Source organism: Thorsellia kenyensis, from assembly GCF_042432445.1.
GTDB classification, from domain to species: domain Bacteria; phylum Pseudomonadota; class Gammaproteobacteria; order Enterobacterales; family Thorselliaceae; genus Thorsellia; species Thorsellia kenyensis.
This window is the reverse complement of the sequence record NZ_JBHLXE010000046.1, coordinates 49,073-73,005: the sequence shown is the minus strand read 5'-3', so window position 1 is coordinate 73,005 and position 23,933 is coordinate 49,073. Positions and strand designations below refer to the sequence as shown.

Below are 23,933 nucleotides of genomic sequence, written 5' to 3'. Positions count from 1 at the left end.
GTGTGGGGTTTCCCCATGTGAGAGTAGGTCACCGCCAGGCACCAAATACGTTGTAAAATCTAACTAGCTTAAAACTAAATTAGTACTTAAAACTAAGTCAAAGATAAAATCAAAAGTTAGAAGATAAATAATTAAAATTAAAACACAAAAAGCCCTGTAGAAATACAGGGCTTTTTGTGTTAGTTATATTAAGGAGAGTAAAAAATTAAATTAATTTGAATAAGATATACAATTTTGATAGCATTTGTTAGAGTAAAAATATGATAAAATTAAATTTTATAACTAGGAGAATTATCAATGAAAAAGTTTTCTTGTGTTTTTTTGGCATTAATTGGCTTTGGATTAACATCCATGGTCTTTGCAGAGGAAACTAAAGCGACAGCTGAAGAATCCGTTTTAGTATTAAAGTATCAAAATAATAAAGAATATATTACGTTACAAAATTCTGTTGCTAGAGCACCTGATGTTGTGGAGTTTTTCTCATTCTATTGTCCACATTGCTATGATTTTGAAACTAAATATAAAATTCCTGGTAAAATTCAAGATAATTTGCCTGATAATAAGAAAATGACAAAATATCATGTTGATTTTATGGGGGGATTAAGCTCAGAGCTTTCTGAAGCTTGGGCTGTTGCTGTTGTTTTAGGTGTAGATGATAAAGTTGGACCGAAAATTTTTGATGGTATACATCAAAAAAGAAATCTGAAGAGCACGAATGATATAGTTAAAATTTTTGAGGAAGTAGGTATCTCTAAAGCAGATTTTGAATCAGCTAAACAAAGCACATCAGTACAAATTTGGAAAGAAAAACAAGCCAAAGCCATTGAACAATTTGAAGTCAATTCAGTGCCTACTTTTTACGTTAATGGAAAATACCTAGTTAACTCGGGTGGTTTGAATATGAGTAAACCTTTTGACGAACAATTTTCCGACATTGTGAATTTCTTGTTAGTTAAGGACAATAACAAATAATTTATCAGCATACTTAGACTGCCATAATAAATAGCAAACAATAAAAAAGGGCTTATTTATTCAGCCCTTTTTTACGTGTTAAATATGTTACTATTTATCCTGTCCAGCAGTTAATTTATTTAAATATCAAAATCACTTAAATCATCCATATCATCAAGATCATTTTGCAATTGCTTTAACTTCATTTGAGTTTCGATCTGACGTGATAATTCTGAGTCCTCGCCTTCTGGTGCTCTAAAAGCGCTAGGGTTACTTAGAAATGCCTCTATTTGTGCTATTTGCTGAGGTAATGGAACTCCATCATCAGCTATAGATCTTTCACCTTTTGAACGTGCTTGTGGTATTTCATGGTATGCCTCCATTATATCCGGTGTAACAACATTATTTGCCTGCTGATTAGGCTTTTGATTAGCAGGCACTTGTATAATGCAACCAGAAATTAAAGATGAGCTTAAACTAAGTGCCAATAAAGGAATAACACATTTAAATATCTTGTGATACTTAAGAAACATAAAAAACCCTTCTAAGAAGTCTTACATATACAATAGTGAATCGTAATTTATCATCTGCTTATTATCTAATGCTTATGACGCTGTTGCAAGGTTTTACTGCAAAAATAAAGTTAAAATAAGTTAAAAACTGGCTGTTAAATGACGGTATTCATCAAAAGCATAAAGATCTGTCATTCCACTAATATAGTCAGTAATTAATCTCACCCGATAATAAAATTCATAAGCATCAAAATAGTTGCTCTGGCTCTCTTTTTTTAATGATTCAATCGCAGTTATGTAGGCAAATCTGTGTTTATTCGAAAGTTTATGGACAAGGCGTGTTTCTATTAGATATTGATTATGATTATCCTCTTCAATAAGCTTTAAAAAATCTTGTGCTGGCATATCTAAAATACTACTATATATGTCTAGTAATCCAGAAATAACGCGATATCCTTTTAGCTCCAACTCTTCGACTTCACTTTGCGTGAACACATATTTGAATGCGACCTTTTTAAAAGTACTCAGTAATTTTGCTCCCTCAGTTTTTCCTTCAAGTAATGCTCTGTTTAAGGAGCCCTGGCTAATATTGGCCAGATTTTTTATGAATTCATTCGAGGCTAATTTAACTAACTCGGTAATAGTTTTTACTCTTAGCCTCATAAAAAATTCAGTATCAGGCGTTCTATATTTAGCATTTTTAAGGGAATGATAAGTATTTTCAACTACTTTTTCAAAGAGTGACTCTGTCGAGGAATGTGCTTTTTCAATTATCATGCCTTGTTCCCATTCGTTTTTTAAATAGCCGTATAATTCATTCACAGTGAAAATGTTTTTTTCTACCGCATCCTCAAGATCTGCTATACAATAAGATATATCGTCAGCAGCTTCCATAATATAAGTCACAAAATAGCGGTGGTTGGGTTGTAGCTGAAGTTCTTCTCTTAATAAATGTATAAATTTTTCTTCTGAAAGATAAAATCCAGGTTTTTTCATAAGATAATCGAAATTCTTGGGGATGTCAGATTTATTGAAGTAAGCAGGTTTAGTATATTTTATAACAGCCCCAATTTGCGCGTACGTTAAATTGAGCTTTTGTAGCGTATGAATGATTCTAATCCCTTGGGCATTACCTTCAAAATTCATTAGGCACTGACGAATTTTTCTTTTTATTTCATTACCTACGGAATCATTTTTAACAAACTTTATAGCCTTATATGGGGTAAAATCTTCATTTTCTGAGTATTCAAGTTTTTTTCTAAACCAATGATTAATCGCTGCCTCACCAAAATGACCAAAGGGTGGGTTGCCAATATCATGCATTAAGCATGCCATTTCCACAATGCTTTCTAATCCACTCTCTAATCCTTCAATACCCAACATTTGTTTTTGATCTTGGGTGAGTTTACTTAAAATCTCTTTTACAATATAGCGACCTATTTGCTGAACTTCTAGGGAATGTGTCAGTCGACTTCTTACTGCTGCATTTCTTTCTAGAGGAAATACTTGGGTTTTTTGTTGTAATCGCCTAATTGCAGCAGAATTAATAATACGGCCTCTGTCACTTTCAAATTCTTTTAAAATATCTGTTTTATCAACCAGATTTTTATTGTTATATAATCTATTGTGATTAAGCTTAGAATAGTGGTTAATATTAATCATATTTTTCTCACGAAATTGAATGGATAAAATCTGCTGATTTAGTTTAGCTGTTTTTGTCTTTTTTTTGTACCTATTATCGTAGGATAAGAGGATATTTTCGAAATTGTTTTTATTTTTCTTTTCGAAATGAAGAGACAAAGAAAATTTTACGCTCTGATAATCGATTAGTTGCAACTGTGATAGATTTATTAAAAAAATTAAACCTATTTCTGTGTATCCTGTATAATTAGCCGGTAAGGGTTATTTAATTTGACCCATTTTGATTAAATCACATTATTAGTGACGATATTTATTTGGTGATTGTGATCATTAATGTCACTCCTTCTGCAACTATAAGAGGTTATATTCATGAAAATCGTCGAAGTAAAACATCCTTTAATTCAACATAAAATTGGTTTAATGCGAGCCAAAGATATCGATACTAAAAGATTTCGTGAGCTAGCTTCTGAAATTGGTAATCTATTAACCTATGAAGCAACATCTAACTTAGAGACAGAAAAAATTACCATAGATGGGTGGTGTGGTCCTGTCGAAATTGATCAGATAAAAGGCAAAAAGATTACGGTTGTTCCTATATTAAGAGCGGGTTTAGGTATGATGGAAGGCGTACTTGAAAGCATCCCTAGCGCTAGAATCAGTGTTGTGGGTGTGTATAGAGATGAGGAAACCTTGCAGCCAGTATCTTATTTCCAAAAATTAGCCTCAGATATCGAAGACAGATTAGCTTTGGTTGTTGATCCTATGCTTGCCACGGGAGGCTCTATGATTGCAACGATTGATCTTCTCAAAAAAGCAGGATGTCAACATATCAAGGTGTTAGTTTTAGTCGCCGCGCCAGAAGGCATTAAAGCCTTAGAAGAAGCTCATCCGGATATTTCTCTTTATACGGCATCTATTGATAGCCATCTTAATGAACAGGGATATATTATTCCTGGGTTAGGTGATGCTGGCGATAAAATTTTTGGTACTAAATAACATTTTTAATCATATGAATTTAAATCAGCTGACTTTGCCACTAATTCCCTTGCCTGAAGATGAGACAATAGACTCCTATTTTCTTCCTGAAGGTTCGATAACTGCGTATGCATTAAAGCAATGCCTTGATGCTAAAAATGGTGGATATCTTTATTTATGGGGGCCTGGGCAAAGTGGTAAAACGCATCTCTTACACGCAGCGAGTGCACATTATCAAGATATTGGATTACCTACAGTTTTTTTACCGCTAGCTAATATAGAGATGATTTCTCCTGAAATGCTTGAAGGATTAGAATTTCTTGAATTAATTTGCATTGATGATATTGATAAAATTGCTGGTTGTGAAAAATGGGAAGAAGCAATATTTGATCTATTTAATCGCGTTAGGGAAAATGAGAGAGCTAAATTGATTATTACTGGTAGTCAACCACCTAAATCATTAGGAATAAAATTACCTGATTTGGTTTCTCGATTAAGTTGGGGAGAGGTTTATCAACTCACTGTATTAGATGATGAACAAAAGCTATTAGCGCTTAAACACAGAGCAATACTAAGGGGATTTGATTTACCTAATGAGGTTGCGGCGTTTATTGTTAATCGTATAGATAGAGATTTAAAAACATTATTCCAAGTACTAGATACTTTAGATAGAGCTACACTGAAAGAAAAACGATTAATCAGTATTCCATTTGTTAAAAAAGTACTTTCTTTGTAGTGGTATATTTATATCTAGTAATTTCGTCCTAATCCTTTTTTCGATTAGAGCGGAGATATCAGTTTATTATCCTATAGTTCTATCTATTTGTATTAAAAAACAATAGTTTTCAACAGTAGTATGTAAAGCTTGATTGGTATTGATTACTTGCTTTTACGAAAATATAGGCCACAATATGTAAAATAGTAGTATGTTAGCGATAGAATAAAATTAAAAAAGAAAGTATGAGGTGAAATAAATCGCAAACAACACAGTCTTTATCCCGATAAAATACTCTTGCTTTAGTCGGACTAGAATGTAAAATTGTAATGCAATCGTAATTGAGTAGGCTATTTTTATGACATAGGCTATACTAATCAGGACGGCAAAACGCTAAATATCAAAGTATAAAATTGATAAATTACGTCGATTTTAAACACCAAATTATATTCACTTTTTAATGAGTAATTAAATTATGATAACAATATCAGATCCAGCTCAAGAACATTTTGTTAAATTATTAGCTAATCAAGAACCAGGAACACAAATAAGAGTATTTGTTATTAATCCAGGAACACCTACTGCAGAGTGTGGAGTCTCTTATTGCCCATTAGATTCTGTAGAAGATTCAGACATTAAATTAAATTTTAATGGTTTTGATGTATTTATTGATAAAACCAGTCAGCCTTATTTACAAGAAGCAGAAATTGATTTTGTGACTGACAACTTAGCCTCTCAATTGACTTTAAAGGCACCTAACGCCAAAATGAAAAAAGTCAGTGATGATGCTCCTTTAGTAGAAAGAGTAGATTATCATATTCAAGCAGAGGTAAACCCCCAATTAGCAGGTCATGGTGGCAAAGTAACATTACTTGAAATTACTGAAGATGGGTATGCTATTTTACAATTTGGTGGTGGTTGTAATGGATGTTCAATGGTTGATGTGACTTTAAAAGAAGGGATTGAAAAAACACTCTTAGAAATATTCCCTGAATTAAAAGGTGTTAAGGATATTACCGAACATCAAACAGGTGAACATTCCTACTTTCAATAAAAAGGAAACTTTTGTTAAATTAATTAACCTAATCGATATCTAACAGGCTTATGCCTGTTTTTATTTTTATATCATAAAAAGAGCCCTTCTGAGTTATCTCAGTAGGTAAATGACAAAAATACAGCAAAATGGATATAACTAAAATGTCTGAATTAAAACAAATAAATACTGAGACTGCCAGAGAGTTATTAAAAGAAGATGCCATCCTATTTGATATCAGAGATATCAATTCATTTATTCATTATCACCATCCAAAAGCTATTCATTTAACGTCTGAGAATATCCAAGAGCAAGCTAATTTATTAGAATTTGATAAGACTATTTTAATAGTTTGTTATCATGGGATCAGTAGTCAATCTGTTGCTCAATGGTTCATTAATGAGGGGTTTAAGGATGTGTATAGTGTAGATGGTGGTATGACAGCTTGGAAAGATAGGTATAATGAAGATTGTATTGAGGGAATTTAAAAGATGAAATCATCTCGGCAATTTTGCCAAAGTAGCAATAAGCAATTTCTTTTAGTATTTGCTGATTTTATACTTAAAGAATTTAATGTTCGATTAATACTTGATTCTATTGAAGAGAATACAATACAAACAGAGCTCTTTGCACTGCGTTTAGCAAACAAGGATATTTATTTAGAACCTGAAATTAGACTTGCTTTTGAGCAATACACACAGAATCCTAACCATCCACAATATATTCAGGCCAGTTGGAATGTAGGGAAAAGTGATACTCAATTAGCGAGTATTTCCTTTCAAAGCGGTTTGTTAGCTCAAATTAAAAAGAATGCTTTACCTGTCACTTCATCGCTTATTTGTCTCTCCCTTGTTGTTTATGTTTTAATGATTTTTTACTCATTACCAATAAGGCAAGCTCTTTTCTATCCCTCTTCATCTGAACAATATAGTCAAATTTGGCGCTTTATTTCCCACGCGTTTTTACATTTTAGTCTGCTTCATTTATTAGTAAACTCTATGTGGATTTGGTATTTAGGGCTTCAAGTTGAAAAGCAGCTAGGGGCATCTAAACTATTGTTACTTTTTTTATTTAGTGCGTTTTTATCTGGTTATGGGCAAAATTTATCAAACGGCCATATATTTGGTGGGTTATCAGGAGTTGTTTATGCGCTCACTGGATTTTGTTGGCTATATGGTTTGTTATTACCTAAAAAAGAACTCTATTTACCAAATGCAATTTTAATATTTTCAATTGTTTGGATTGTAATAGGTTATGGTAATGTATTACCGATGAATATTGGTAATGAGGCACATTTAATTGGTCTTGTCGTCGGCTTAGGCTTCGCGTTGATTGATTATCTATTTTATAAGAATCGCTCTAGAAGTTAGTCTTAATCAAACAATGGAGGTATTAAACAATGTGGTATTTAAGTGTTCCTTTTTTATTAGCTGGTATAATGCATATTTTTTGTGCAGGTATAGCCAAATATGGCAGAAAAGATTTTGATAATCATCATCCAAGGCAATGGATGTCAAAATTTGATGGGTATCGAGCGAGAGCCAATGCAGCACAAGCCAATACTTTAGAATCCTTACCCTTTTTCTATGCTTCAGCCTTATTTGCATTGTATATGCAGGTTGACTATCAGGGATTAGCTTGCTTGCTCTGGATATGGATTATCTGCAGAGTTGTCTATATCTATGCTTATATCAAAGATATGGCAACATTCCGGTCCATTGTCTGGTTTGTTGCACTGTGCGTGAACATCACCTTATTATTTTCAGCTTCTTTTTTCCCAGCTTTATAAAGGGCGAATTTAGGCGTTTTGATAAAAACGCAAGTTATTTATTAAATGTATAACTTGCGTTATTCTAATTTGATTTCTAATGATTGATTAGTTTTGCTTATTCTTCAGAGTCTTCTGAGTGATGACCTAAAATTTTATCGATTTTGTCAGCACTTAGGTGCCTAAAATCTTGTCCTTTAACAAAATAGAAAATGAATTCACAAATATTTTGGCATCTGTCTCCAATCCTTTCTATAGATCTTGCACAGAACATAGCGGTTAATACACTTGGTATGGTTCTTGAATCTTCCATCATATAGGTAATAAGCTGCCTTATAACTGCTTCATACTCTTTGTCTATTTTTTTATCTTCATGATAGATTCTAATTGCTGCATCAACATCCATTCTTGCAAAGGCATCAAGGACATCATGTAGCATTTGTACAGCATGGCGCCCCAAAGATTCCAAACTGACAAGCAAGGGTTGGTGCTGTTGACTAAATTTTTCAAGTGCGGTTTCACTGATTTTATTGGCTACATCTCCAATACGTTCCAATTCTGAGATTGTTTTTATTATTGCCATAATAAAGCGTAAGTCACTGGCTGTAGGTTGACGCTTAGCTATCATACGAACACAATCTTCATCAATCTCAACTTCCATTTGATTAACTTTTGCATCATTGGCGATGACTTCTTTAGCTAAAGTCGCATCTTGTTGGTGCATGGCTTGAATGGCTGATGTTAACTGTTGCTCAACAAGTCCACCCATGGTCAGCACTTGGGTACGGACATGGGTTAATTCAGCGTTAAATTGTTGTGAGATATGTTTGGTAAAATTAAGCGTATCCATTTTTTCTCCTAATGGGATAGACAATCACATTGATTATTTTCTATATATCCTACTGATTAACCAAAACGACCTGTAATATAATCTTCTGTTTCTCTTCGTTTAGGGGTTGTAAACATCGTATCTGTGTCATTAAACTCAATCAATTCTCCAAGATACATAAAAGCAGTGTAATCAGAACATCTAGCCGCTTGTTGCATATTATGGGTAACAATAACTACAGTGTAATCATTTTTGAGCTCATGAATTAACTCTTCAATTTTCCCTGTAGAAATAGGATCTAATGCAGAGCAAGGTTCATCTAACAATAAAACTTCAGGTCTTATTGCTATTCCTCTTGCAATACACAAACGTTGTTGTTGTCCTCCAGATAAACTATAGCCACTCTGGTTTAATTTATCTTTGGTTTCATTCCATAGTGCAGCCTTAGTCAAAGCCCATTGAACTCTCTCATCCATTTCTGAGCGAGAAAGTTTTTCAAATAATTTTACTCCAAAAGCAATATTGTCATATATCGACATAGGAAATGGAGTCGGCTTTTGAAAAACCATCCCAACTTTTGCGCGGAGTAAGGCCACATCACTGTTATCAGTGAGAATATTTTTACCGTCAAGCAGAATTTCACCTTGCGCTCTTTGTTCACCATATAATTGATACATTTTATTAAACGTACGTAATAAGGTGGACTTACCGCATCCAGAGGGACCAATAAAGGCAGTCACTTTATTACGTGCTATATTCATAGAGACATCTTTTAGAGCATGAAATTGATTGTAGTAAAAGTTCAAATGGTTTACTTGAATTTTACTTTCTGTTTGGCTGATTTCTACAAATTGGTTCTGTTGCATAATTTTTCCTGATTATTTCATTTAAATAATTTTTTTTATTCCAAATAGTGCATCTAAATCTATTATTTAATTACTGTTTTTTGGCAAAAATGACCCTGGCTAAAATATTGAGTAGTAATACCATGATTGTAATAATAAGTACTCCTGTCCATGCAAGCGATTGCCAATTTTCATATGGGCTCATAGCAAATTTGAATATTGTCGCAGGTAAGCTCGCAATAGGGGAGGATAAATCGGTACTCCAGAATAAATTAGATAATGCTGTAAATAAAAGTGGAGCTGTTTCTCCTGCGATTCTAGCAATAGCTAAAAGTATTCCTGTAACTATTCCAGCAACGGAAGCTTTTAGTGTAATGGTAAGGATCATTTTCCATTTTGGGGTGCCTAAAGCATAGGCCGCTTCACGTAAACTATCCGGTACTAAAAGCAGCATGTTTTCTGTGGTCCTAATCACAATCGGAATTTGTAAGAGAGCTAAAGCAACCACACCTGCCCAGCCGGAGAAACCTGAAAAAAGAACATATACAAACAGTCCAATCACAATAGAGGGTGCTGAAAGTAATATATCATTTAGAAAACGGGTACAACTTGCCAGTATGGATTTTTTTCCATATTCAGCGAGATAGATTCCTGCAAGAATTCCTAAAGGAGTTCCAATAAGAGTAGCATAAAACACCAAAAGTAAAGATCCCACTATAGCATTTGCCAAGCCGCCTTCCATGGAATTTGGTTGAGGGGTGTTTTGTGTGAATACATCTATACTTAATCCACCTATTCCCTCTGTTATGGTAGTCCATAAAATCCAAATCAACCAGAATAAACCAAAAGCCATAGTTGATAAAGAGAGGGTTAGTGCAATCATATTTCTGATACGACGTTTAAATTGTCTTTTTTGACGCATTTTTAATTGCTCACTACTCATAACACCTGGTGAGGCAATTGTTGCTGTTTGATTAAGCGTGTTCATTATTTTTTCCCCTCTTGCTTAGCTAGGCGCATGATCATTAGTTTGGAAATAGCAAGAACAATAAAAGTAATGGCAAATAAAATTAAGCCTAACTGCATTAATGCAGAGGTATGTAAACCAGGATCAGCTTCAGCAAATTCGTTAGCAAGTGCTGATGTAATACTATTACCAGGAGCGAAGAGAGAGAAGCCATTTAAATCGTAAACATTTCCTATGATGAAAGTCACAGCCATAGTTTCACCTAGTGCACGGCCAAGTCCTAGCATAATTCCACCAATAACACCATTGCGGGTATAAGGAAGAACAATGCGATAGATAACTTCCCATGTAGTACATCCAATACCATAGGCTGACTCTTTCATCATCACTGGGGTTTGATCAAAAACATCTCTCATTACAGAGGCAATATAAGGAATGATCATGATAGCCAAAATAATTCCTGCCGTAAGAATTCCTGTGCCATATGCAGGGCCGGTAAAAAAAGTACTCAATACGGGGACATCTGCTAAGGCTTTATTGAGAGGCTCTTGAAAGTAGCGCATAAAAATTGGAGCAAAAACAAAAAGCCCCCACATACCATAGACGATACTGGGGATAGCAGCTAAGAGTTCAATAGCGATACCTAAAGGTCTTTTGAGCCAATTAGGCGCCAGTTCAGTTAAAAAGAGTGCGATCCCAAAGCTGATAGGAACTGCAATAATCAGTGCGATAATTGAGGTAATGACCGTACCATAAATAGGAATCAGTGCACCAAATGTTTCTGTATTCGTATCCCATTCAGTGGTCCATAAGAATGAGAAACCAAATGCTTTCATGCTAGGTATTGATGCAATGATTAGAGAAACAATAATCCCCCCCAAAGAGAGGAGGGTAATTAGTGCTGCGGTATGTACAAGAAAGCCAAAAAATTTATCGCCATTTTTAGCAGATATTTTTTGATTCATTTTTATGTTCTTAAAATTTATTTGCGAATTCGACATGTTTTTTTACTCTGGTTTATTTATCTGTTGAGATAGCTAAACTACTATGACATTCGTTTTAAAATGTCATTTGGGATATCATAGTGACATAAATTGAAACAGAAGAATCTCAATCAAGATTCTTCTGTTTTTTTCTCTTGCTATTTAATAAAATTAATCAAAATAGTAGTGTGAGATAATAACTAAAAGTAACCACAATATCTGTTAATTAAAAATTGGATTGCCGTTGCTATCTTTAACTTCTGTTTTCCAAGCCGCTTTGATTTTTTCTACTACAGAATCAGGTAATACTGCATAATCTAAAGAGATTGCTTTTTCATCGCCTTTGTCATAAGCCCAATTGAAAAAATCCAAAACGGCTTTACCATTTTCTGGTTTGTCTTGTGTTTGATGAACAAGAACAAAGGTAGTCGAAGCGATTGGCCATGCATTATCACCAGATTGATTCGTTAAGTCTTGTGCAAAAGTTTCATCCCAGTTAGCATTTAATGCTGCAGCACTAAAAGATTCACCGCTTGGAGAGACTGATTTACCATCAGCTGAAATTAAATTTGTATATGCTAAGCCATTCTGTTTTGCATAAGCATATTCAACATAACCGATTGAACCTGGGGTGCGTTGTACGAAAGCCGCTACGCCACTATTGCCTTTACCACCTAACCCAGTTGGCCATTTGACTGTTGATCCTGCGCCAACTGACTCTTTCCACGTATCGTTCACTTTATTTAAATAACTTGTAAATACAAAAGAAGTACCTGAACCATCAGCACGTCTTACTACGGCGATGTTTTGATCAGGTAGTGCTACACCTGGGTTTAATTGAGTGATGGCAGGATCGTTCCATTTAGTAATGTTACCAAGGAATATTTCTCCTAGAGTTTTACCATCAAGAACCAATTCACCAGATTCAATTCCCTCGATATTTACTACCAGTACTACGCCACCAATAACGGTAGGAAATTGGAATAGTCCATCTGCTTTTAATTGTTCATCATCTAAGGGTTTGTCACTGGCACCGAAGTCGACAGTTTTCGCGTTTATTTGTTTCACTCCACCAGAAGAACCAATACCTTGATAGTTGACTTGGTTGCCTGATTCTTTTGCATAATCTACTGCCCAACTGACATAGACTGGTTCAGGGAATGTTGCACCAGCGCCAGTTAAATTTGTATTTGCAAAAGCTTGAGTGCTTAGTGTTGCCATAGCGATAAGGCTCATTGAAAATAGTTTTTTCTTCATAGATAGCATCTGATGCTCCTTTATTTCATAGATAGAAATTTTAATGGTTCAAAATTTTATAAATAGGGTAATATTATGTCTGCGCCTATGATAATTCGCATTCACAAGATAAATTTTTCATGTGAATAGAATATGACAGTTATATGACAGTTTTATGACAATGTAAAAATAATAAGTCCTCAGTACACACAGTTAATTACTAAAGGTAAATAGATAAATAGAATGCTGGTAAGAGACTTATTTAAACGATTAACTTCAAGGAATATTTCAAAAATTGAATATTTAAGTATTTAATTTAATGCCGTCATTTAGGACTGAATGACGCTTTATTGGGGAATTTTTTTAGAGATTAGTTGCGGTAACGAGTAAAGAGGGTATATGCTCAATTAAAGTTCCTATATAATAAATAGTAGAAAAGATGATTGAAAAAAATAGGACAAATAAAATCTTTTAGTTAAAATGAATTTATTTGTCTAAAAAAAATTTTAAGTAAAGGTAAATCCATTAATGCGAGTATTAGGTATTGAAACATCTTGTGATGAAACGGGTGTCGCTATTTATGACACTGAATTAGGGCTGATGGCACATCAATTATACAGCCAAGCAAAGATGCATGCTGATTATGGTGGAGTCGTTCCTGAACTTGCTTCTCGCGATCATATAAAAAAGACGTTACCTTTAATTAACGCTGCCCTTGAAGAGGCTAAAACAGCGCCTGAGCGTATTGATGCTGTTGCTTTCACAGCAGGACCTGGTCTTATGGGAGCATTATTGGTAGGTGCCACGATAGGGCGCACTTTAGCATACGCTTGGCAAGTGCCAGCTGTGGAAGTTCATCATATGGAAGGCCACCTCTTAGCCCCTATGTTAGAGCCAAACCCACCTGAATTTCCTTTTGTGGCTCTTTTGGTTTCAGGTGGGCATACTCAATTAATTTCTGTTGAAGGATTGGGGCATTATATTTTACTAGGAGAATCGATTGATGATGCTGCAGGAGAAGCATTTGATAAGACGGCCAAGTTACTAGGTCTTGATTATCCAGGGGGCCCTTTACTCTCAAAACTTGCGCAATCTGGTACACCTAATGCATTTAAGTTTCCAAGACCGATGATAGATAAACCAGGCTTAGATTTTAGTTTTTCTGGTTTAAAAACAGCAGCTGCTAATGCTGTTAAAGCTAATCAAAATCATTTGACTCAAGAGATTACAGATCAAATAAAATCAGATATTGCGTTTGCATTTCAAGAAGCTGTTATTGATACGTTATTTATAAAATGTCAACGTGCGTTGAAACAAACGGGATTTAAGCGATTAGTTATAGCGGGTGGTGTAAGTGCTAACAATGCCCTTAGAAAAAAATTTAATGGGTTATTAAAGCAGAATATTCAAGTATTTTATCCAAGAACAGAATTTTGTACCGATAATGGTGCAATGATTGCTTATGCCGGTTGGCGCAGGTTGACTCTTGGGGCGAGAGCGCCTTTAGCAATAAAAACACGCCCAAGATGGCCTTTAACAGATATTTAATTACACCAGGAAAACCCATCGTAGTGGTCTAGTATAAAATTTCAAGGGTTTTTCTGCGCCTTATTGATTAAATGATTTTTTGTTTTTGCACAGGTTTAGATGTATGTGTTTTAGAAATAACTTCCTCACTCATCAAGAGACGACGTTCTTCTTTTGATGTGACATACCAATACCCTAGCCCCATAAAAGCCACTCCAGAGAAAAGATTACCTAACGTGACCCAAAATAGGTTATGCAATACCCCTAAGAAAGTAAATGCGTCAGAGTGTTGTCCAAAGCTTGATAATGCGAATACGGTCATGTTAGCTACTGAGTGTTCATAACCTGATGCAATAAAACCTAATAAACACCACCAAATGGCTATAAATTTGGCTGTACCATTAACACGCAAAGCCATCCAAATAGACAAACAGACAAGCCAATTACATAAAGCCCCCCTCATAAAAAGATTGAGTGCCGTTAGATCGATTTTTTTCAAAGCAATTTCATGTAATAAAGCTCCAGAATTATCCATTTGCTCAAAACCACATAAAAAATAAATATAAGAAACCAATATTGCACCCAACAAATTTGCAAGCCAAGTTTTAGGTAATATTTTTACCGCATCAAGGAGGCTTATTTTTTTTGTTTTGACTCCAATAGTTAGGTACATAGTGTGCCCTGTAAAAAGCTCAGCACCGGCAATAATAACAAGCGTTAATGCAATACCAAATGTTGCCCCCATAACAAGATAGCGTAAGCTAGGTTCGACTTTATTACCTAATGTAAAAATCAGAATGATTCCTAGTCCAACATAAGATCCAGCCATCATGCCACTTATCCAAAACCCAATAGGATTAATCTTGAGAAAAGTTTTAATGTGAGCTGCTTTATTCGCGCATTTTTGTAAAGTGTTACTATACATAACGTTGCCTCTTCTTTGGTAAATTACTTAAAAGAGGATTGAAATAGCTATTCCCTCTTTTTAAAGTTAATTGGGACAGAGGGTTATAGTGTCGGCTTTTATTAATAAAAACACCTTGATACAAGTCAAAAAAAATTTTTTTGTTCAGTTTATTTTCAGGAAACATGCGTTATAGTAATAAAAATGGTTTTATTGAGTGATAGTTGAAATGGAAAACGTATGATTAATGGATCAAATTGAGATAAATTTGTTGCGGATTTACGATATACGCTGAAATATTTTTGAAAAGTTGTTAAACTGTATGCAATAGGTGATTTTTAAATCATTAATTTAAAAAAGTGCATGTTGTTAGTCATGATAAACAGGATAAAAAAATGAAAACCAGATTAAAACTTGTGACCGTATGTGTTGCATTATTTACTTCCACTTTTTCTATGCAGGCATTGAGTGAAGATTTACTACAGGTTTATAAAAAAGCAGAAGCCACTAATCCTGATTTAAGACGTGCTCAAGCTGATAGAAATTCAGCATTTGAAAAGATTAATGAAGCAAGAAGTGGTTTATTACCGCAGTTAAATGCTCAAGCAAGTTACACTGAAAACCGCGGGTTAAGGGATAATAAAAATAGTAACAGTGAAATTAAAAGTGGTTCTATTAATTTAACGCAATCTCTTTTTGATTATAGTATTTGGAAGGGATTGAGTATTCAACAAAAAGCAGCGAATATTGAAGAAACAAATTATCAGAGTGCACAACAAAAATTGATTTTAGACACAGCAACTGCCTATTTTAATGTTTTAGGTGCCATCGACTCACTAGAGTTTGTTGAAGCAAATAGAAAAGCGGTGTTTCGTCAATTAGAACAAACAGAGCAACAATTTGAAGTCGGATTAGTTGCTATTACAGATGTTCAAAATGCCAAGGCACAATATGACAGTGTTGTGGCTAATTTGGTTAATTCAAGCAATCAATTGGAAAATGCGCTAGAAGTGTTAAGACAAATTACTGGTCATCATTTTGATAAGCTCGCCTCTTTAGATGTAAATACCTTTAAAACAGCAAGACCTGATTCTGTTGATAAATTAATTGAAAATGCCAATAATCGTAATTTAAGTTTATTAGCTGCTCGCTTACAACAGGAACTTTCTCGCGAAAATATTAGATTAGAACAAAGTGGTCATTTGCCCACCTTGACAGCACAAGCTTCATCCTCCGTGAGAGATACCAGTTATTCAGGTTCAAATAGACTAAGAGCAACAGATGATAATACTGGTGAAAATAGTATTGGTGTTACATTAAATGTGCCTATTTTTCAAGGGGGAAGAACTTGGTCTAGAACTGAGCAAGCCCAATATGGTTATGTGAGTGCTAGTGAAGCTCTAGAGGCAACAGCAAGGTCAGTTGAACAAAATGTACGCTCCTCTCGTAATAATTTGAATGCATCTATTAGTAGTATTAACGCGTTTGAACAAGCTGTGGTGTCAGCACAAACTTCATTAGATGCTACTGAGGCAGGTTATCAAGTCGGTACAAGAACTATTGTTGATGTTCTTAATGCAACAACCACGCTTTTTAACGCAAAGCAACAATTATCCAATGCTCGTTATGCTTACTTGATTAATCAGTTAAATTTAAAATCCGCTCAAGGGCTTTTACAAGAAAGTGATTTGGCTGAGCTGAATGCAACTTTAGGTAGCCATGTGAGTACAGCCACTGATGCTATCGTCAGTGATGAGGCTTTTAACTAAAAAAGTGTCTGAGGAATTAGAATGAAAAAAATGAACAATAACCTGTTATGTTCTTTTTTAGCCTGTGTTTTATTTGGTATGTCTATTACACCTTCTTTTGCTCTATTAAATTCGGATTTAGAAAGAGCTCATTGTTCTGGTTATGCAGATGCTATGCTAAATACGTATCATACTAATCATTACAAGCTCATGTCTTTTCTCTACGGGACTATGTTTGAGCAAGATGGCGAAAAAAGTGAAGATCCTTCACTTCTTCAAAAAACCTATGACGAAGCATTTGAGAAAATTGATGAGAAGGGTCGGCTTTCTGATAATTTTGACAATAAATGTGAAGATGAATATCTTGCGTATATGAAAGAGATAAAAACGGAAGAACTAAAAAAACGTGGCGCTAAGCTTCCTTCTACTCCTAATAATTAAATTAGCTTAGCCTAAATTATTAAGCTGTTGAATATATTCTTTGAACTCAACAGCTTTTTTTGTTATTTTTTGATTTTCTCTGGGCGTTTCCATGACGTGACCAGAGTCTGCTCTTTTTTATTTAGTACTAATCCCTCGTTTTGAACATCTTTCATTACCGTGGTCCCCGCAGCAATAGTCGAACCCTTTGCTACTCTCACAGGAGCAATAAGCTGGGTATCTGAACCGACAAAAACATTATCTTCAATAACAGTTTGGAATTTATTGATCCCATCATAATTACATGTGATAGTACCCGCACCAATATTGACATCATTTCCTATTGTAGCATCTCCTAAATAGCTCAAGTGTCCTGCTTTGGAATTGATCCCAAGACTTGCTTTTTTCATTTCAACAAAATTACCAACATGTGCTTTTTCTTCTAAAACTGAGTCAGGGCGAAGTCTAGCAAAAGGTCCAACAGTTACCTCATTTTTTAAAAGAGATTTTTCAATAATGCTATATGGACTGATTTGTACTTCATCCCCAATCACACAATCTTTTAATATCACACCAGCACCAATTTTAACTCGGTGACCTAAAGTTACATTACCCTCAATAATTACATTGATGTCAATTTCACAATCTTTACCATGTGTTAATTCACCACGGATATCAAAACGTTTAGGATCGATAATCATTAGCCCTGCTTTTAAGAATTCTTCAGCTTTTTTTTCTTGGTATATTCTTTCTAAAGTAGCTAATTGTTGGCGATTGTTCACACCTTCCACTTCAAATAAATCTTGTGGATGGATTGCAATAATTTCCTTATTGGCTTGATGAGCAAATCCAATAATATCAGTAAGGTAATATTCTCCTTGTGCATTATTATTTGTCAGTTGCGATAAGTAATTTTTAAGATCGCTACCGTTGATAGCTAAAATACCCGTGTTAACCTCAGTAATTTTCTTTTGTTCATCATTAGCATCTTTTTCTTCAATTATACCGATAATTTGGTTGTTTTTATCTCTCATTATTCTGCCATAACCAGTAGGATTGTCTAAAATAACAGTAAGTAGTGCTATCCCTTCATTAGGCTTTGTATTGATAAGTTTTTCTAATGTTTTTTTGGCTATCAATGGGACATCTGCATATAAAATCAGAACGATATCATTATCTTCTATGTCTTGATTTGCTTGAAGTACAGCATGTCCAGTCCCTTTTTGTTCAGCTTGTAAAATCCAATTCACAGATTCATGACTAAGATGATGTTTAAGGGCATCAGCACCATGACCATAGATTAAGTTTATTTTATCTACATCTAACTTTTTTGTTGCATCAATAACGTGCTGTACCATCGATTTTCCAGCCAGTTTATGCATTACTTTGGGTAAATCCGAATACATCCTGGTCCCTTTACCTGCCGCTAAGATAACAACATTTAATTGATTTTTATGTGAGTTCATTTGATTTCCTAGTTTTTGTTTAAAATTTAAGTACATTTACTCAATTCTGTCACAATTCTCTTTAACAAATTTATTGTGATTTCCTTGTATTTTAGCAATTCTTCGGTCTCTTTCACACTCCCACTTAGTCACAGGATAAAAAGAGTTCCAGTAATCCATTTGAATCAATTCAGCAAGAGAATAACTCAATCCGTAAGTTTCATACATATATAAATATATTCGAGCGATTTGTCCTTTAACAGAATCAGGGGGATCGACTTCATCTCTTTTAAAGTCGATTTTAATAGAGCAGCGGCCATAACTATGTCCCGTATGTCCTTCCCAATGAGAGAAAGATAAATTACCGCGATCACCATTAATTTCACCTATTGCTGGTTGGAGGTTATGTAAATCTCCTTCCATTTTTTGAAACAAAGGGTCTTTTTGGGAACAATTTTTTCTGCCACCATCCTGCCAACAGGCTCTTTGTTCCGCATTTTCGCTTAATAGAGTGAATTTAGAGGCCGGAACCACATGTTCCCATTCGACTCGTTCAGCACGAGTTTGGTTTTTTCTTATTTTGTAATCGCATTTATCAATTTCAACAATACCTTTCTTATTTTGCCATGTAATGGGGCAGTCGCAGTAAAAAGTGTAGGGGTGATCTTTATAAATACTTGGAGCAATTTTTTTTGCTTGGGAAAAGTTCTTTGGTTGTGCCGAGAACGCAGTATGATTTACTGAAATTAGGATTAAAAGTATTAACCAATTGTGATATTTTTTCATTTAAGTCATATGTTCGATGAGTGAATTTAACTACACGTATGTTTTTTTATTCGACCCCCATTTTAGCAAAAACCGACTCATAATTAACGGATTTTTTTAAGATTAGCATAACTCCTGTTTTATTAATTTAGTATTTCACTTGTGAATAATTAAAATTAAAATAAAAAGACTATAATTTAAGCATTCAAATAATTTCTTATCATCAATAACTATTAATTAGATCTATTTTCCAATTGAAAGATGTGGCAAAAGATAAATTGAAATAGGATTAAATTAATCAAAAGCGCTTAATATAAGTGCTATTTGATTATTTTTAATTCAAGTAAGCGTTTTTTTTTAGTTTTTTCAAAATAATTGTTGACGAGAATTCGATAATGCGGTTTAATGTGCGCCGTTGCCTCGATAGCTCAGTCGGTAGAGCAGGGGATTGAAAATCCCCGTGTCGGTGGTTCGATTCCGCCTCGAGGCACCACCTTTTTCTTCTAGTGTTAACCGAACACTAACCCCTGCGGGAATAGCTCAGTTGGTAGAGCGCAACCTTGCCAAGGTTGAGGTCGCGAGTTCGAGCCTCGTTTCCCGCTCCAGTTTTTTACTCCTAAAATTAATTCAAAAATCTATTAACTTTTCAGTCTTAATATTTGTCTGCAAAACTAGAGTAGACTAAGAATTGACTAAACTTAAAAAATCGGTTTAAAACTTCACTAGCTAAAATTTATTTTGATTTGCTTTAAAGCAAAAAGACCGCAGATGCAGTCTTTTTGTTAAATCAATATTTATGCTAAAAAAATAATCCTGTGTTGTGCGGATTTTAAAATCACTCTCGCGGCTTTTAAATGTTTATGGTTTTCTTTTAATATTATAGAATCCTAATAAATGAAACGCGCGTGTAGGTCATTTTCATAAAAGTTGATCACGTGCAAGCTATCTCTTTAATTTATTCTTTGCTATTAGTTTTAATTTTGATTCTTTTTTTAAAAAAACTAACAAATGATTTACTTATTCTTTATTTCCATACGAATAGCTCATTAAAAAATTAAACCGAATACCCTATTTTTATTAAATAGGTCCATTTCATTAATAGTCCAAAGTTTTCCGAGCAGTAATATGTATTTTGATCAATAATAGTCTTATTTATTAGCAAAGAAAGCATATCCCAATGAATAACTCAACAATAAGTCATGTCCGAATGATTATCTCAAAGGAATTTTAAAAGAATGCCAAACTCACATTTTATTGATACATTTAGAACTCAGCTAATTAACGATAATGTTTTTATTATTGATTCTGTCTCACAAATGGTGGCTTTTTTCCATGAAGAAGTTGCGACAAATAAGATACCTTTGAGTTCACTTTTGATATTAGGAGGGGGGAGTAACCTACTGTTTGTTGAGCCTTTTGATGGGGTGATTCTATTGAATCAGATCAAAGGAATTATTAAAGAAGAAACCGAAGAAGAGTATTTTTTACATGTGGGGGCTGGAGAATCTTGGCATGAATTTGTGGCTTACACCATAGAGGAAAATATTGATGGATTAGAAAATCTTGCTCTCATTCCAGGTACTGTTGGAGCCGCTCCCATACAGAATATAGGTGCTTATGGCGCTGAATTTAAAATGTTCTGTCAATATGTTGATATTCTTGACATAGAAACACTTTCTATTGAAAGGCTTTTTGCAGAAACATGCCAATTTGGTTATAGAGACAGTATATTCAAAAGAAGTTATAAAAATAAAGCAGTTATTTTAGCAGTGGGTTTTGCTATTCCCAAAAAATGGCAACCCATTTTGACCTATGGAGAATTAAAAGCGTTTAATTCTGAAGAAGTCACAGCAAAAATAATTTTTAATAAAATTTGTGAGGTTAGAGCGGCAAAGTTACCCGATCCTAATGTTATTGGTAATGCAGGCAGTTTTTTTAAAAACCCAATTGTTGATAAATCTTTATTTGATTCACTATTGTTTTCCTATCCCGAGTTACCATTTTATCCTTTAGAAGATTCAAAGGAACGGGTCAAACTTGCAGCAGGTTGGTTAATTGATAAAGCAGGACTAAAAGGCCATGCAATCAATGATGCTAAAGTACATATAAATCAAGCTTTAGTTTTAACGAATCAAGGAAATGCCACAGGGAATGATATTGCTTTATTGGCAAAATTTGTGCAAGAAGCAGTTTATGAAAAATTTCAAGTGATGCTTGAACCAGAAGTACGTTTTATTGGTAAAAATGGTGAAGTTGATCCGTTGGAGTATTTAAGCAAGTTAATATTTTAAAGTTGCTAGTTAATTACAATTGTATTTCATTTGACATAATCAATATGAGTAGATGCAATATATCCCTATGTCAAGCGACTCTAGGTGTAATATTTTTTAGAAAATTGTGGGATCCAGAAATGAGAATGTCTTTAGAAAATACCCTTCTAAAAATAGTCACCATTTTATCAGATGGGCTATTTCATTCAGGTGAGGAAATTGCCAAGAAACTTGGTGTTAGTCGACAGGCCGTAAATCAAGTAATCTCTAAAATTGAGCTTTGGGGGCTTACGCTATTTAGTGTTAAAGGAAAAGGTTATCGCTTATCTCAACCTGTACAGTTATATTGCCAAAAGACATTTCAAACAAATGGATTCTTATTGATGGGCAGTAATGACTCATCAGAAGTAATCTCTAATTTCCTATCAGAACGTCTTCAAAAAAATACGCGAGTGGATGGTGTTCCGTCTCTTGTTAGAACGCCTATAACCGTCCATGAAAAATCATTCCTTTTTAAACACAATAGAGCCATTTTTTTATTGCCAATTACGGATTCGACTAATCAATTTTTTTTGAATCATGCCGCAAAATTAATCCCAGGAGATGTGTGTATTGCTGAATATCAATTTGCTGCAAGAGGACGTAGAGGTAGAAGGTATTATGCACCTTTTGGCAGTAATTTATATTTTACTTTTTATTGGAAATTTTCCCGTGTGGATTTATTTTTTAGTAGTCTGAGTTTACTTATTGGCATACTGACTGTAAGAGTATTGCAAGAGTTTGGTGTTAATAATTTGAAACTTAAATGGCCTAATGATATATACCTCAATCAAAAAAAATTGGGAGGTATACTGATTGAAACTAAAATATTGAAGCAGGAGATGAGCGTCATCATAGGAATAGGACTTAATTTAGATATGAATGAGGCAGATCCACAAATTGTCACACAAGACTGGATAAGTTTAATTCAAGAAGGTTATAAAATTGATAAAAATAAGTTGGTCATGGCGATGCAACAAAAATTGTGGGATTTTTTTAAACAAATAGACTCTTCAATGATTAAAAAACTTCTCAATGAATGGATGTATTATGATTTGTTTGACATCGATACTGAGGTCAACCTTTCTCTTAACGATAAGCTGGTTTCTGGTTTATATAAAGGAATTGATAAAGAAGGACGTTTACTATTACATCCATCATTTACTAACAGCAGAAAAAGTGGGGATAATCTTATCTGCGTATCTGCTGGTGATATTTCTTTGAGAAAAAAGGAATCTTTTTAAACCAAAATAGAGCAAAAAAAATAGATATTTTATTGATAGCAATCTATTTATGCTACTAACTATTTTCTCAGTTTAATTTCTTCAATTAAATGATTTGCTCCCTTTTTCAAAATAAGACTCGCTCTTTCTCTTGTGGGTAAAATATTTTGATTTAAATTAATTGCGTTGACACTGTCCCAAACAGCAGAGGCAATCGATATTGCTTCGTCCTCTGGTAATTTCGCATAACTGTGAAAATAAGAATTAGGATCTGAAAATGCGCCTTTTCTGAATTTCAAAAATCTATCTATGTACCAATTTTTTAAATTACTTGCCTCAGCGTCGACATAAATTGAAAAATCAACAAAATCAGAAACAAATACCCTATGCAGTTCATGGGGATAGTCCATACCACTTTGTAGAACATTTAAGCCCTCAATAATTAGTATATCAGGTGATTCAATTGTTTTATATTGATTAGGTACAATATCGTATATTAGATGCGAATAAAGTGGCGCCTTAACTAATTCTTTACCTGATTTAATATCAGAAACGAATTGAACCAAGCTTTTCATATCATAAGACTCGGGAAATCCTTTTTTATGCATTATGTTTTTTGAATTTAAGGTGGCGTTCGGGTGTAAAAAACCGTCTGTAGTGAGTAATTCAACTTGCCTATGTTCTGGCCATGCTCGTAATAAGGTTTGTAGTAATCGTGCAGTTGTACTTTTACCCACAGCAACGCTACCAGCTATACCAATAATATAGGGTATTTTAGCAGTTTTTTTTCCGGTAAATTCATTAATAACAGTCTGCCGGCGAATGTTAGAGCTAATATATAAATTTAAAAGCCTGGCTAAGGGAAGGTATACTTCAGCGACTTCTTCTAATGATAATTTATCATTAATTCCTTGTAATTGATGAAGATCTGTTTCATCTACTGTCATGGGCACATTAGCTCTGAGTTCTGCCCATTCTTTTCTTGTAAAGTTTAGGTAAGGAGAAAGAGAGTGATTAAAAAATTGTCTTGAGGTATTTATTTGCATTATGCCCATCTTTTTACTTAATTTTATTGGGGGGAGATAGCTTAAAATTATCTATCTATTTAGAAACATTAAGCGATAATATAACAATTAG

General features: G+C 34.1%; 23 protein-coding genes and 2 tRNA genes. 14 read left to right on the top strand and 11 right to left on the bottom strand.

Translation table 11 applies throughout. From position 1 onward, the window contains the following. Positions 1-297: 297 nt before the first annotated feature. On the top strand, positions 298-972 hold the full coding sequence (locus ACFFIT_RS04700) for a DsbA family protein (protein ID WP_385876489.1): 675 nt from the start codon (positions 298-300) through the stop codon (positions 970-972). A 119-nt stretch (positions 973-1,091) separates the two neighbouring features. Here ACFFIT_RS04700 and ACFFIT_RS04695 read toward each other — a convergent pair whose 3' ends face one another. After that, positions 1,092-1,484: a hypothetical protein gene (locus ACFFIT_RS04695; RefSeq protein WP_385876488.1), complete on the bottom strand. Its 393-nt coding sequence runs from the start codon at positions 1,482-1,484 to the stop codon at positions 1,092-1,094. A 120-nt stretch (positions 1,485-1,604) separates the two neighbouring features. Further along, positions 1,605-3,125, bottom strand: a complete 1,521-nt coding sequence (gene dgt / locus ACFFIT_RS04690; RefSeq protein ID WP_385876487.1) for a dGTPase — start codon at positions 3,123-3,125, stop codon at positions 1,605-1,607. 348 nt (positions 3,126-3,473) lie between these two features. On the opposite strand from dgt, the gene upp reads away from it, so the two are divergent. From upp to ACFFIT_RS04660, 6 genes are all read left to right on the top strand, one after another. Then, complete coding sequence (upp, locus tag ACFFIT_RS04685) at positions 3,474-4,100, top strand: uracil phosphoribosyltransferase (protein ID WP_385876486.1); 627 nt, start codon at positions 3,474-3,476, stop codon at positions 4,098-4,100. Then, the gene (gene hda / locus ACFFIT_RS04680) at positions 4,069-4,815 is read left to right on the top strand and encodes a DnaA inactivator Hda (protein WP_385876485.1); all 747 of its coding nucleotides are present in this window, start codon (positions 4,069-4,071) and stop codon (positions 4,813-4,815) included. Before upp ends, hda begins: the two co-directional genes overlap by 32 nt. A gap of 454 nt (positions 4,816-5,269) precedes the next feature. Then, entirely contained in the window at positions 5,270-5,848 is a 579-nt protein-coding gene (gene nfuA / locus ACFFIT_RS04675) for a Fe-S biogenesis protein NfuA (protein ID WP_385876484.1), read from the top strand. A gap of 143 nt (positions 5,849-5,991) precedes the next feature. Then, positions 5,992-6,315, top strand: a complete 324-nt coding sequence (glpE, locus tag ACFFIT_RS04670) for a thiosulfate sulfurtransferase GlpE (protein ID WP_385876483.1) — start codon at positions 5,992-5,994, stop codon at positions 6,313-6,315. Between the two features lie 3 nt (positions 6,316-6,318). After that, positions 6,319-7,197 carry a rhomboid family intramembrane serine protease GlpG gene (gene glpG, locus ACFFIT_RS04665; protein WP_385876482.1) on the top strand — a complete coding sequence of 293 codons (879 nt, stop codon included), beginning with the start codon at positions 6,319-6,321 and terminating at the stop codon, positions 7,195-7,197. A gap of 29 nt (positions 7,198-7,226) precedes the next feature. Then, positions 7,227-7,616 carry an MAPEG family protein gene (locus ACFFIT_RS04660; protein WP_385876481.1) on the top strand — a complete coding sequence of 130 codons (390 nt, stop codon included), beginning with the start codon at positions 7,227-7,229 and terminating at the stop codon, positions 7,614-7,616. 97 nt (positions 7,617-7,713) lie between these two features. On the opposite strand, the gene phoU is transcribed toward ACFFIT_RS04660, so the two are convergent. From phoU to pstS, 5 genes are all read right to left on the bottom strand, one after another. Then, positions 7,714-8,445 (bottom strand): phosphate signaling complex protein PhoU, encoded by a 732-nt coding sequence (gene phoU, locus ACFFIT_RS04655; protein ID WP_385876480.1) that lies wholly within the window; start codon positions 8,443-8,445, stop codon positions 7,714-7,716. A 56-nt stretch (positions 8,446-8,501) separates the two neighbouring features. Then, positions 8,502-9,290: a phosphate ABC transporter ATP-binding protein PstB gene (pstB, locus tag ACFFIT_RS04650; protein WP_385876479.1), complete on the bottom strand. Its 789-nt coding sequence runs from the start codon at positions 9,288-9,290 to the stop codon at positions 8,502-8,504. A 70-nt stretch (positions 9,291-9,360) separates the two neighbouring features. Then, a complete protein-coding gene (gene pstA, locus ACFFIT_RS04645; RefSeq protein WP_385876494.1) occupies positions 9,361-10,212 on the bottom strand; it encodes a phosphate ABC transporter permease PstA in 852 nt (283 codons plus the stop codon). 44 nt (positions 10,213-10,256) lie between these two features. Continuing rightward, positions 10,257-11,201, bottom strand: coding sequence for a phosphate ABC transporter permease PstC (gene pstC / locus ACFFIT_RS04640; RefSeq protein WP_385876478.1), 945 nt, complete (start codon positions 11,199-11,201; stop codon positions 10,257-10,259). Between the two features lie 240 nt (positions 11,202-11,441). After that, a complete protein-coding gene (pstS, locus tag ACFFIT_RS04635; protein WP_385876493.1) occupies positions 11,442-12,476 on the bottom strand; it encodes a phosphate ABC transporter substrate-binding protein PstS in 1,035 nt (344 codons plus the stop codon). Between the two features lie 507 nt (positions 12,477-12,983). Here pstS and tsaD point away from each other — a divergent pair. Further along, a complete protein-coding gene (tsaD, locus tag ACFFIT_RS04630) occupies positions 12,984-14,003 on the top strand; it encodes a tRNA (adenosine(37)-N6)-threonylcarbamoyltransferase complex transferase subunit TsaD (protein WP_385876477.1) in 1,020 nt (339 codons plus the stop codon). A gap of 67 nt (positions 14,004-14,070) precedes the next feature. On the opposite strand, the gene nirC is transcribed toward tsaD, so the two are convergent. Then, positions 14,071-14,907, bottom strand: coding sequence for a nitrite transporter NirC (gene nirC, locus ACFFIT_RS04625; protein ID WP_385876476.1), 837 nt, complete (start codon positions 14,905-14,907; stop codon positions 14,071-14,073). Between the two features lie 374 nt (positions 14,908-15,281). Between nirC and tolC the strand changes: the two genes are divergently transcribed. Further along, a complete protein-coding gene (gene tolC / locus ACFFIT_RS04620; protein ID WP_385876475.1) occupies positions 15,282-16,655 on the top strand; it encodes an outer membrane channel protein TolC in 1,374 nt (457 codons plus the stop codon). A gap of 21 nt (positions 16,656-16,676) precedes the next feature. Then, the gene (locus ACFFIT_RS04615; protein WP_385876474.1) at positions 16,677-17,075 is read left to right on the top strand and encodes a hypothetical protein; all 399 of its coding nucleotides are present in this window, start codon (positions 16,677-16,679) and stop codon (positions 17,073-17,075) included. A 62-nt stretch (positions 17,076-17,137) separates the two neighbouring features. Here ACFFIT_RS04615 and glmU read toward each other — a convergent pair whose 3' ends face one another. Both glmU and ACFFIT_RS04605 read right to left on the bottom strand, forming a co-directional pair. After that, positions 17,138-18,520, bottom strand: coding sequence for a bifunctional UDP-N-acetylglucosamine diphosphorylase/glucosamine-1-phosphate N-acetyltransferase GlmU (gene glmU / locus ACFFIT_RS04610; RefSeq protein WP_385876473.1), 1,383 nt, complete (start codon positions 18,518-18,520; stop codon positions 17,138-17,140). A gap of 36 nt (positions 18,521-18,556) precedes the next feature. Beyond that, on the bottom strand, positions 18,557-19,285 hold the full coding sequence (locus tag ACFFIT_RS04605) for an endonuclease (protein ID WP_385876472.1): 729 nt from the start codon (positions 19,283-19,285) through the stop codon (positions 18,557-18,559). 396 nt (positions 19,286-19,681) lie between these two features. Here ACFFIT_RS04605 and ACFFIT_RS04600 point away from each other — a divergent pair. The 4 genes from ACFFIT_RS04600 (at position 19,682) to ACFFIT_RS04585 (ending at position 22,817) form a co-directional block, all read left to right on the top strand. After that, a tRNA-Phe gene (locus tag ACFFIT_RS04600) sits at positions 19,682-19,757 on the top strand. Between the two features lie 36 nt (positions 19,758-19,793). Further along, positions 19,794-19,869, top strand: a tRNA-Gly gene (locus tag ACFFIT_RS04595). A gap of 630 nt (positions 19,870-20,499) precedes the next feature. Then, positions 20,500-21,555: a UDP-N-acetylmuramate dehydrogenase gene (gene murB / locus ACFFIT_RS04590; protein ID WP_385876471.1), complete on the top strand. Its 1,056-nt coding sequence runs from the start codon at positions 20,500-20,502 to the stop codon at positions 21,553-21,555. Between the two features lie 119 nt (positions 21,556-21,674). Further along, positions 21,675-22,817, top strand: a complete 1,143-nt coding sequence (locus ACFFIT_RS04585; RefSeq protein ID WP_385876470.1) for a biotin--[acetyl-CoA-carboxylase] ligase — start codon at positions 21,675-21,677, stop codon at positions 22,815-22,817. A 59-nt stretch (positions 22,818-22,876) separates the two neighbouring features. Here the strand turns inward: ACFFIT_RS04585 and coaA are convergent, their stop codons facing one another. After that, positions 22,877-23,842, bottom strand: a complete 966-nt coding sequence (coaA, locus tag ACFFIT_RS04580) for a type I pantothenate kinase (RefSeq protein WP_385876469.1) — start codon at positions 23,840-23,842, stop codon at positions 22,877-22,879. Between the last annotated feature and the right edge of the window lie 91 nt (positions 23,843-23,933).

Bases quoted from the DNA above. Each gene is read 5' to 3' on its own strand.
- ACFFIT_RS04700 (WP_385876489.1), top strand. From the start codon at position 298: ATGAAAAAGTTTTCTTGTGTTTTTTTGGCATTAATTGGCTTTGGATTA.
- ACFFIT_RS04695 (WP_385876488.1), bottom strand. From the start codon at position 1,484: ATGTTTCTTAAGTATCACAAGATATTTAAATGTGTTATTCCTTTATTG.
- dgt (WP_385876487.1), bottom strand. From the start codon at position 3,125: ATGATTAATATTAACCACTATTCTAAGCTTAATCACAATAGATTATAT.
- upp (WP_385876486.1), top strand. From the start codon at position 3,474: ATGAAAATCGTCGAAGTAAAACATCCTTTAATTCAACATAAAATTGGT.
- hda (WP_385876485.1), top strand. From the start codon at position 4,069: ATGCTGGCGATAAAATTTTTGGTACTAAATAACATTTTTAATCATATG.
- nfuA (WP_385876484.1), top strand. From the start codon at position 5,270: ATGATAACAATATCAGATCCAGCTCAAGAACATTTTGTTAAATTATTA.
- glpE (WP_385876483.1), top strand. From the start codon at position 5,992: ATGTCTGAATTAAAACAAATAAATACTGAGACTGCCAGAGAGTTATTA.
- glpG (WP_385876482.1), top strand. From the start codon at position 6,319: ATGAAATCATCTCGGCAATTTTGCCAAAGTAGCAATAAGCAATTTCTT.
- ACFFIT_RS04660 (WP_385876481.1), top strand. From the start codon at position 7,227: ATGTGGTATTTAAGTGTTCCTTTTTTATTAGCTGGTATAATGCATATT.
- phoU (WP_385876480.1), bottom strand. From the start codon at position 8,445: ATGGATACGCTTAATTTTACCAAACATATCTCACAACAATTTAACGCT.
- pstB (WP_385876479.1), bottom strand. From the start codon at position 9,290: ATGCAACAGAACCAATTTGTAGAAATCAGCCAAACAGAAAGTAAAATT.
- pstA (WP_385876494.1), bottom strand. From the start codon at position 10,212: ATGAGTAGTGAGCAATTAAAAATGCGTCAAAAAAGACAATTTAAACGT.
- pstC (WP_385876478.1), bottom strand. From the start codon at position 11,201: ATGAATCAAAAAATATCTGCTAAAAATGGCGATAAATTTTTTGGCTTT.
- pstS (WP_385876493.1), bottom strand. From the start codon at position 12,476: ATGAAGAAAAAACTATTTTCAATGAGCCTTATCGCTATGGCAACACTA.
- tsaD (WP_385876477.1), top strand. From the start codon at position 12,984: ATGCGAGTATTAGGTATTGAAACATCTTGTGATGAAACGGGTGTCGCT.
- nirC (WP_385876476.1), bottom strand. From the start codon at position 14,907: ATGTATAGTAACACTTTACAAAAATGCGCGAATAAAGCAGCTCACATT.
- tolC (WP_385876475.1), top strand. From the start codon at position 15,282: ATGAAAACCAGATTAAAACTTGTGACCGTATGTGTTGCATTATTTACT.
- ACFFIT_RS04615 (WP_385876474.1), top strand. From the start codon at position 16,677: ATGAAAAAAATGAACAATAACCTGTTATGTTCTTTTTTAGCCTGTGTT.
- glmU (WP_385876473.1), bottom strand. From the start codon at position 18,520: ATGAACTCACATAAAAATCAATTAAATGTTGTTATCTTAGCGGCAGGT.
- ACFFIT_RS04605 (WP_385876472.1), bottom strand. From the start codon at position 19,285: ATGAAAAAATATCACAATTGGTTAATACTTTTAATCCTAATTTCAGTA.
- murB (WP_385876471.1), top strand. From the start codon at position 20,500: ATGCCAAACTCACATTTTATTGATACATTTAGAACTCAGCTAATTAAC.
- ACFFIT_RS04585 (WP_385876470.1), top strand. From the start codon at position 21,675: ATGAGAATGTCTTTAGAAAATACCCTTCTAAAAATAGTCACCATTTTA.
- coaA (WP_385876469.1), bottom strand. From the start codon at position 23,842: ATGCAAATAAATACCTCAAGACAATTTTTTAATCACTCTCTTTCTCCT.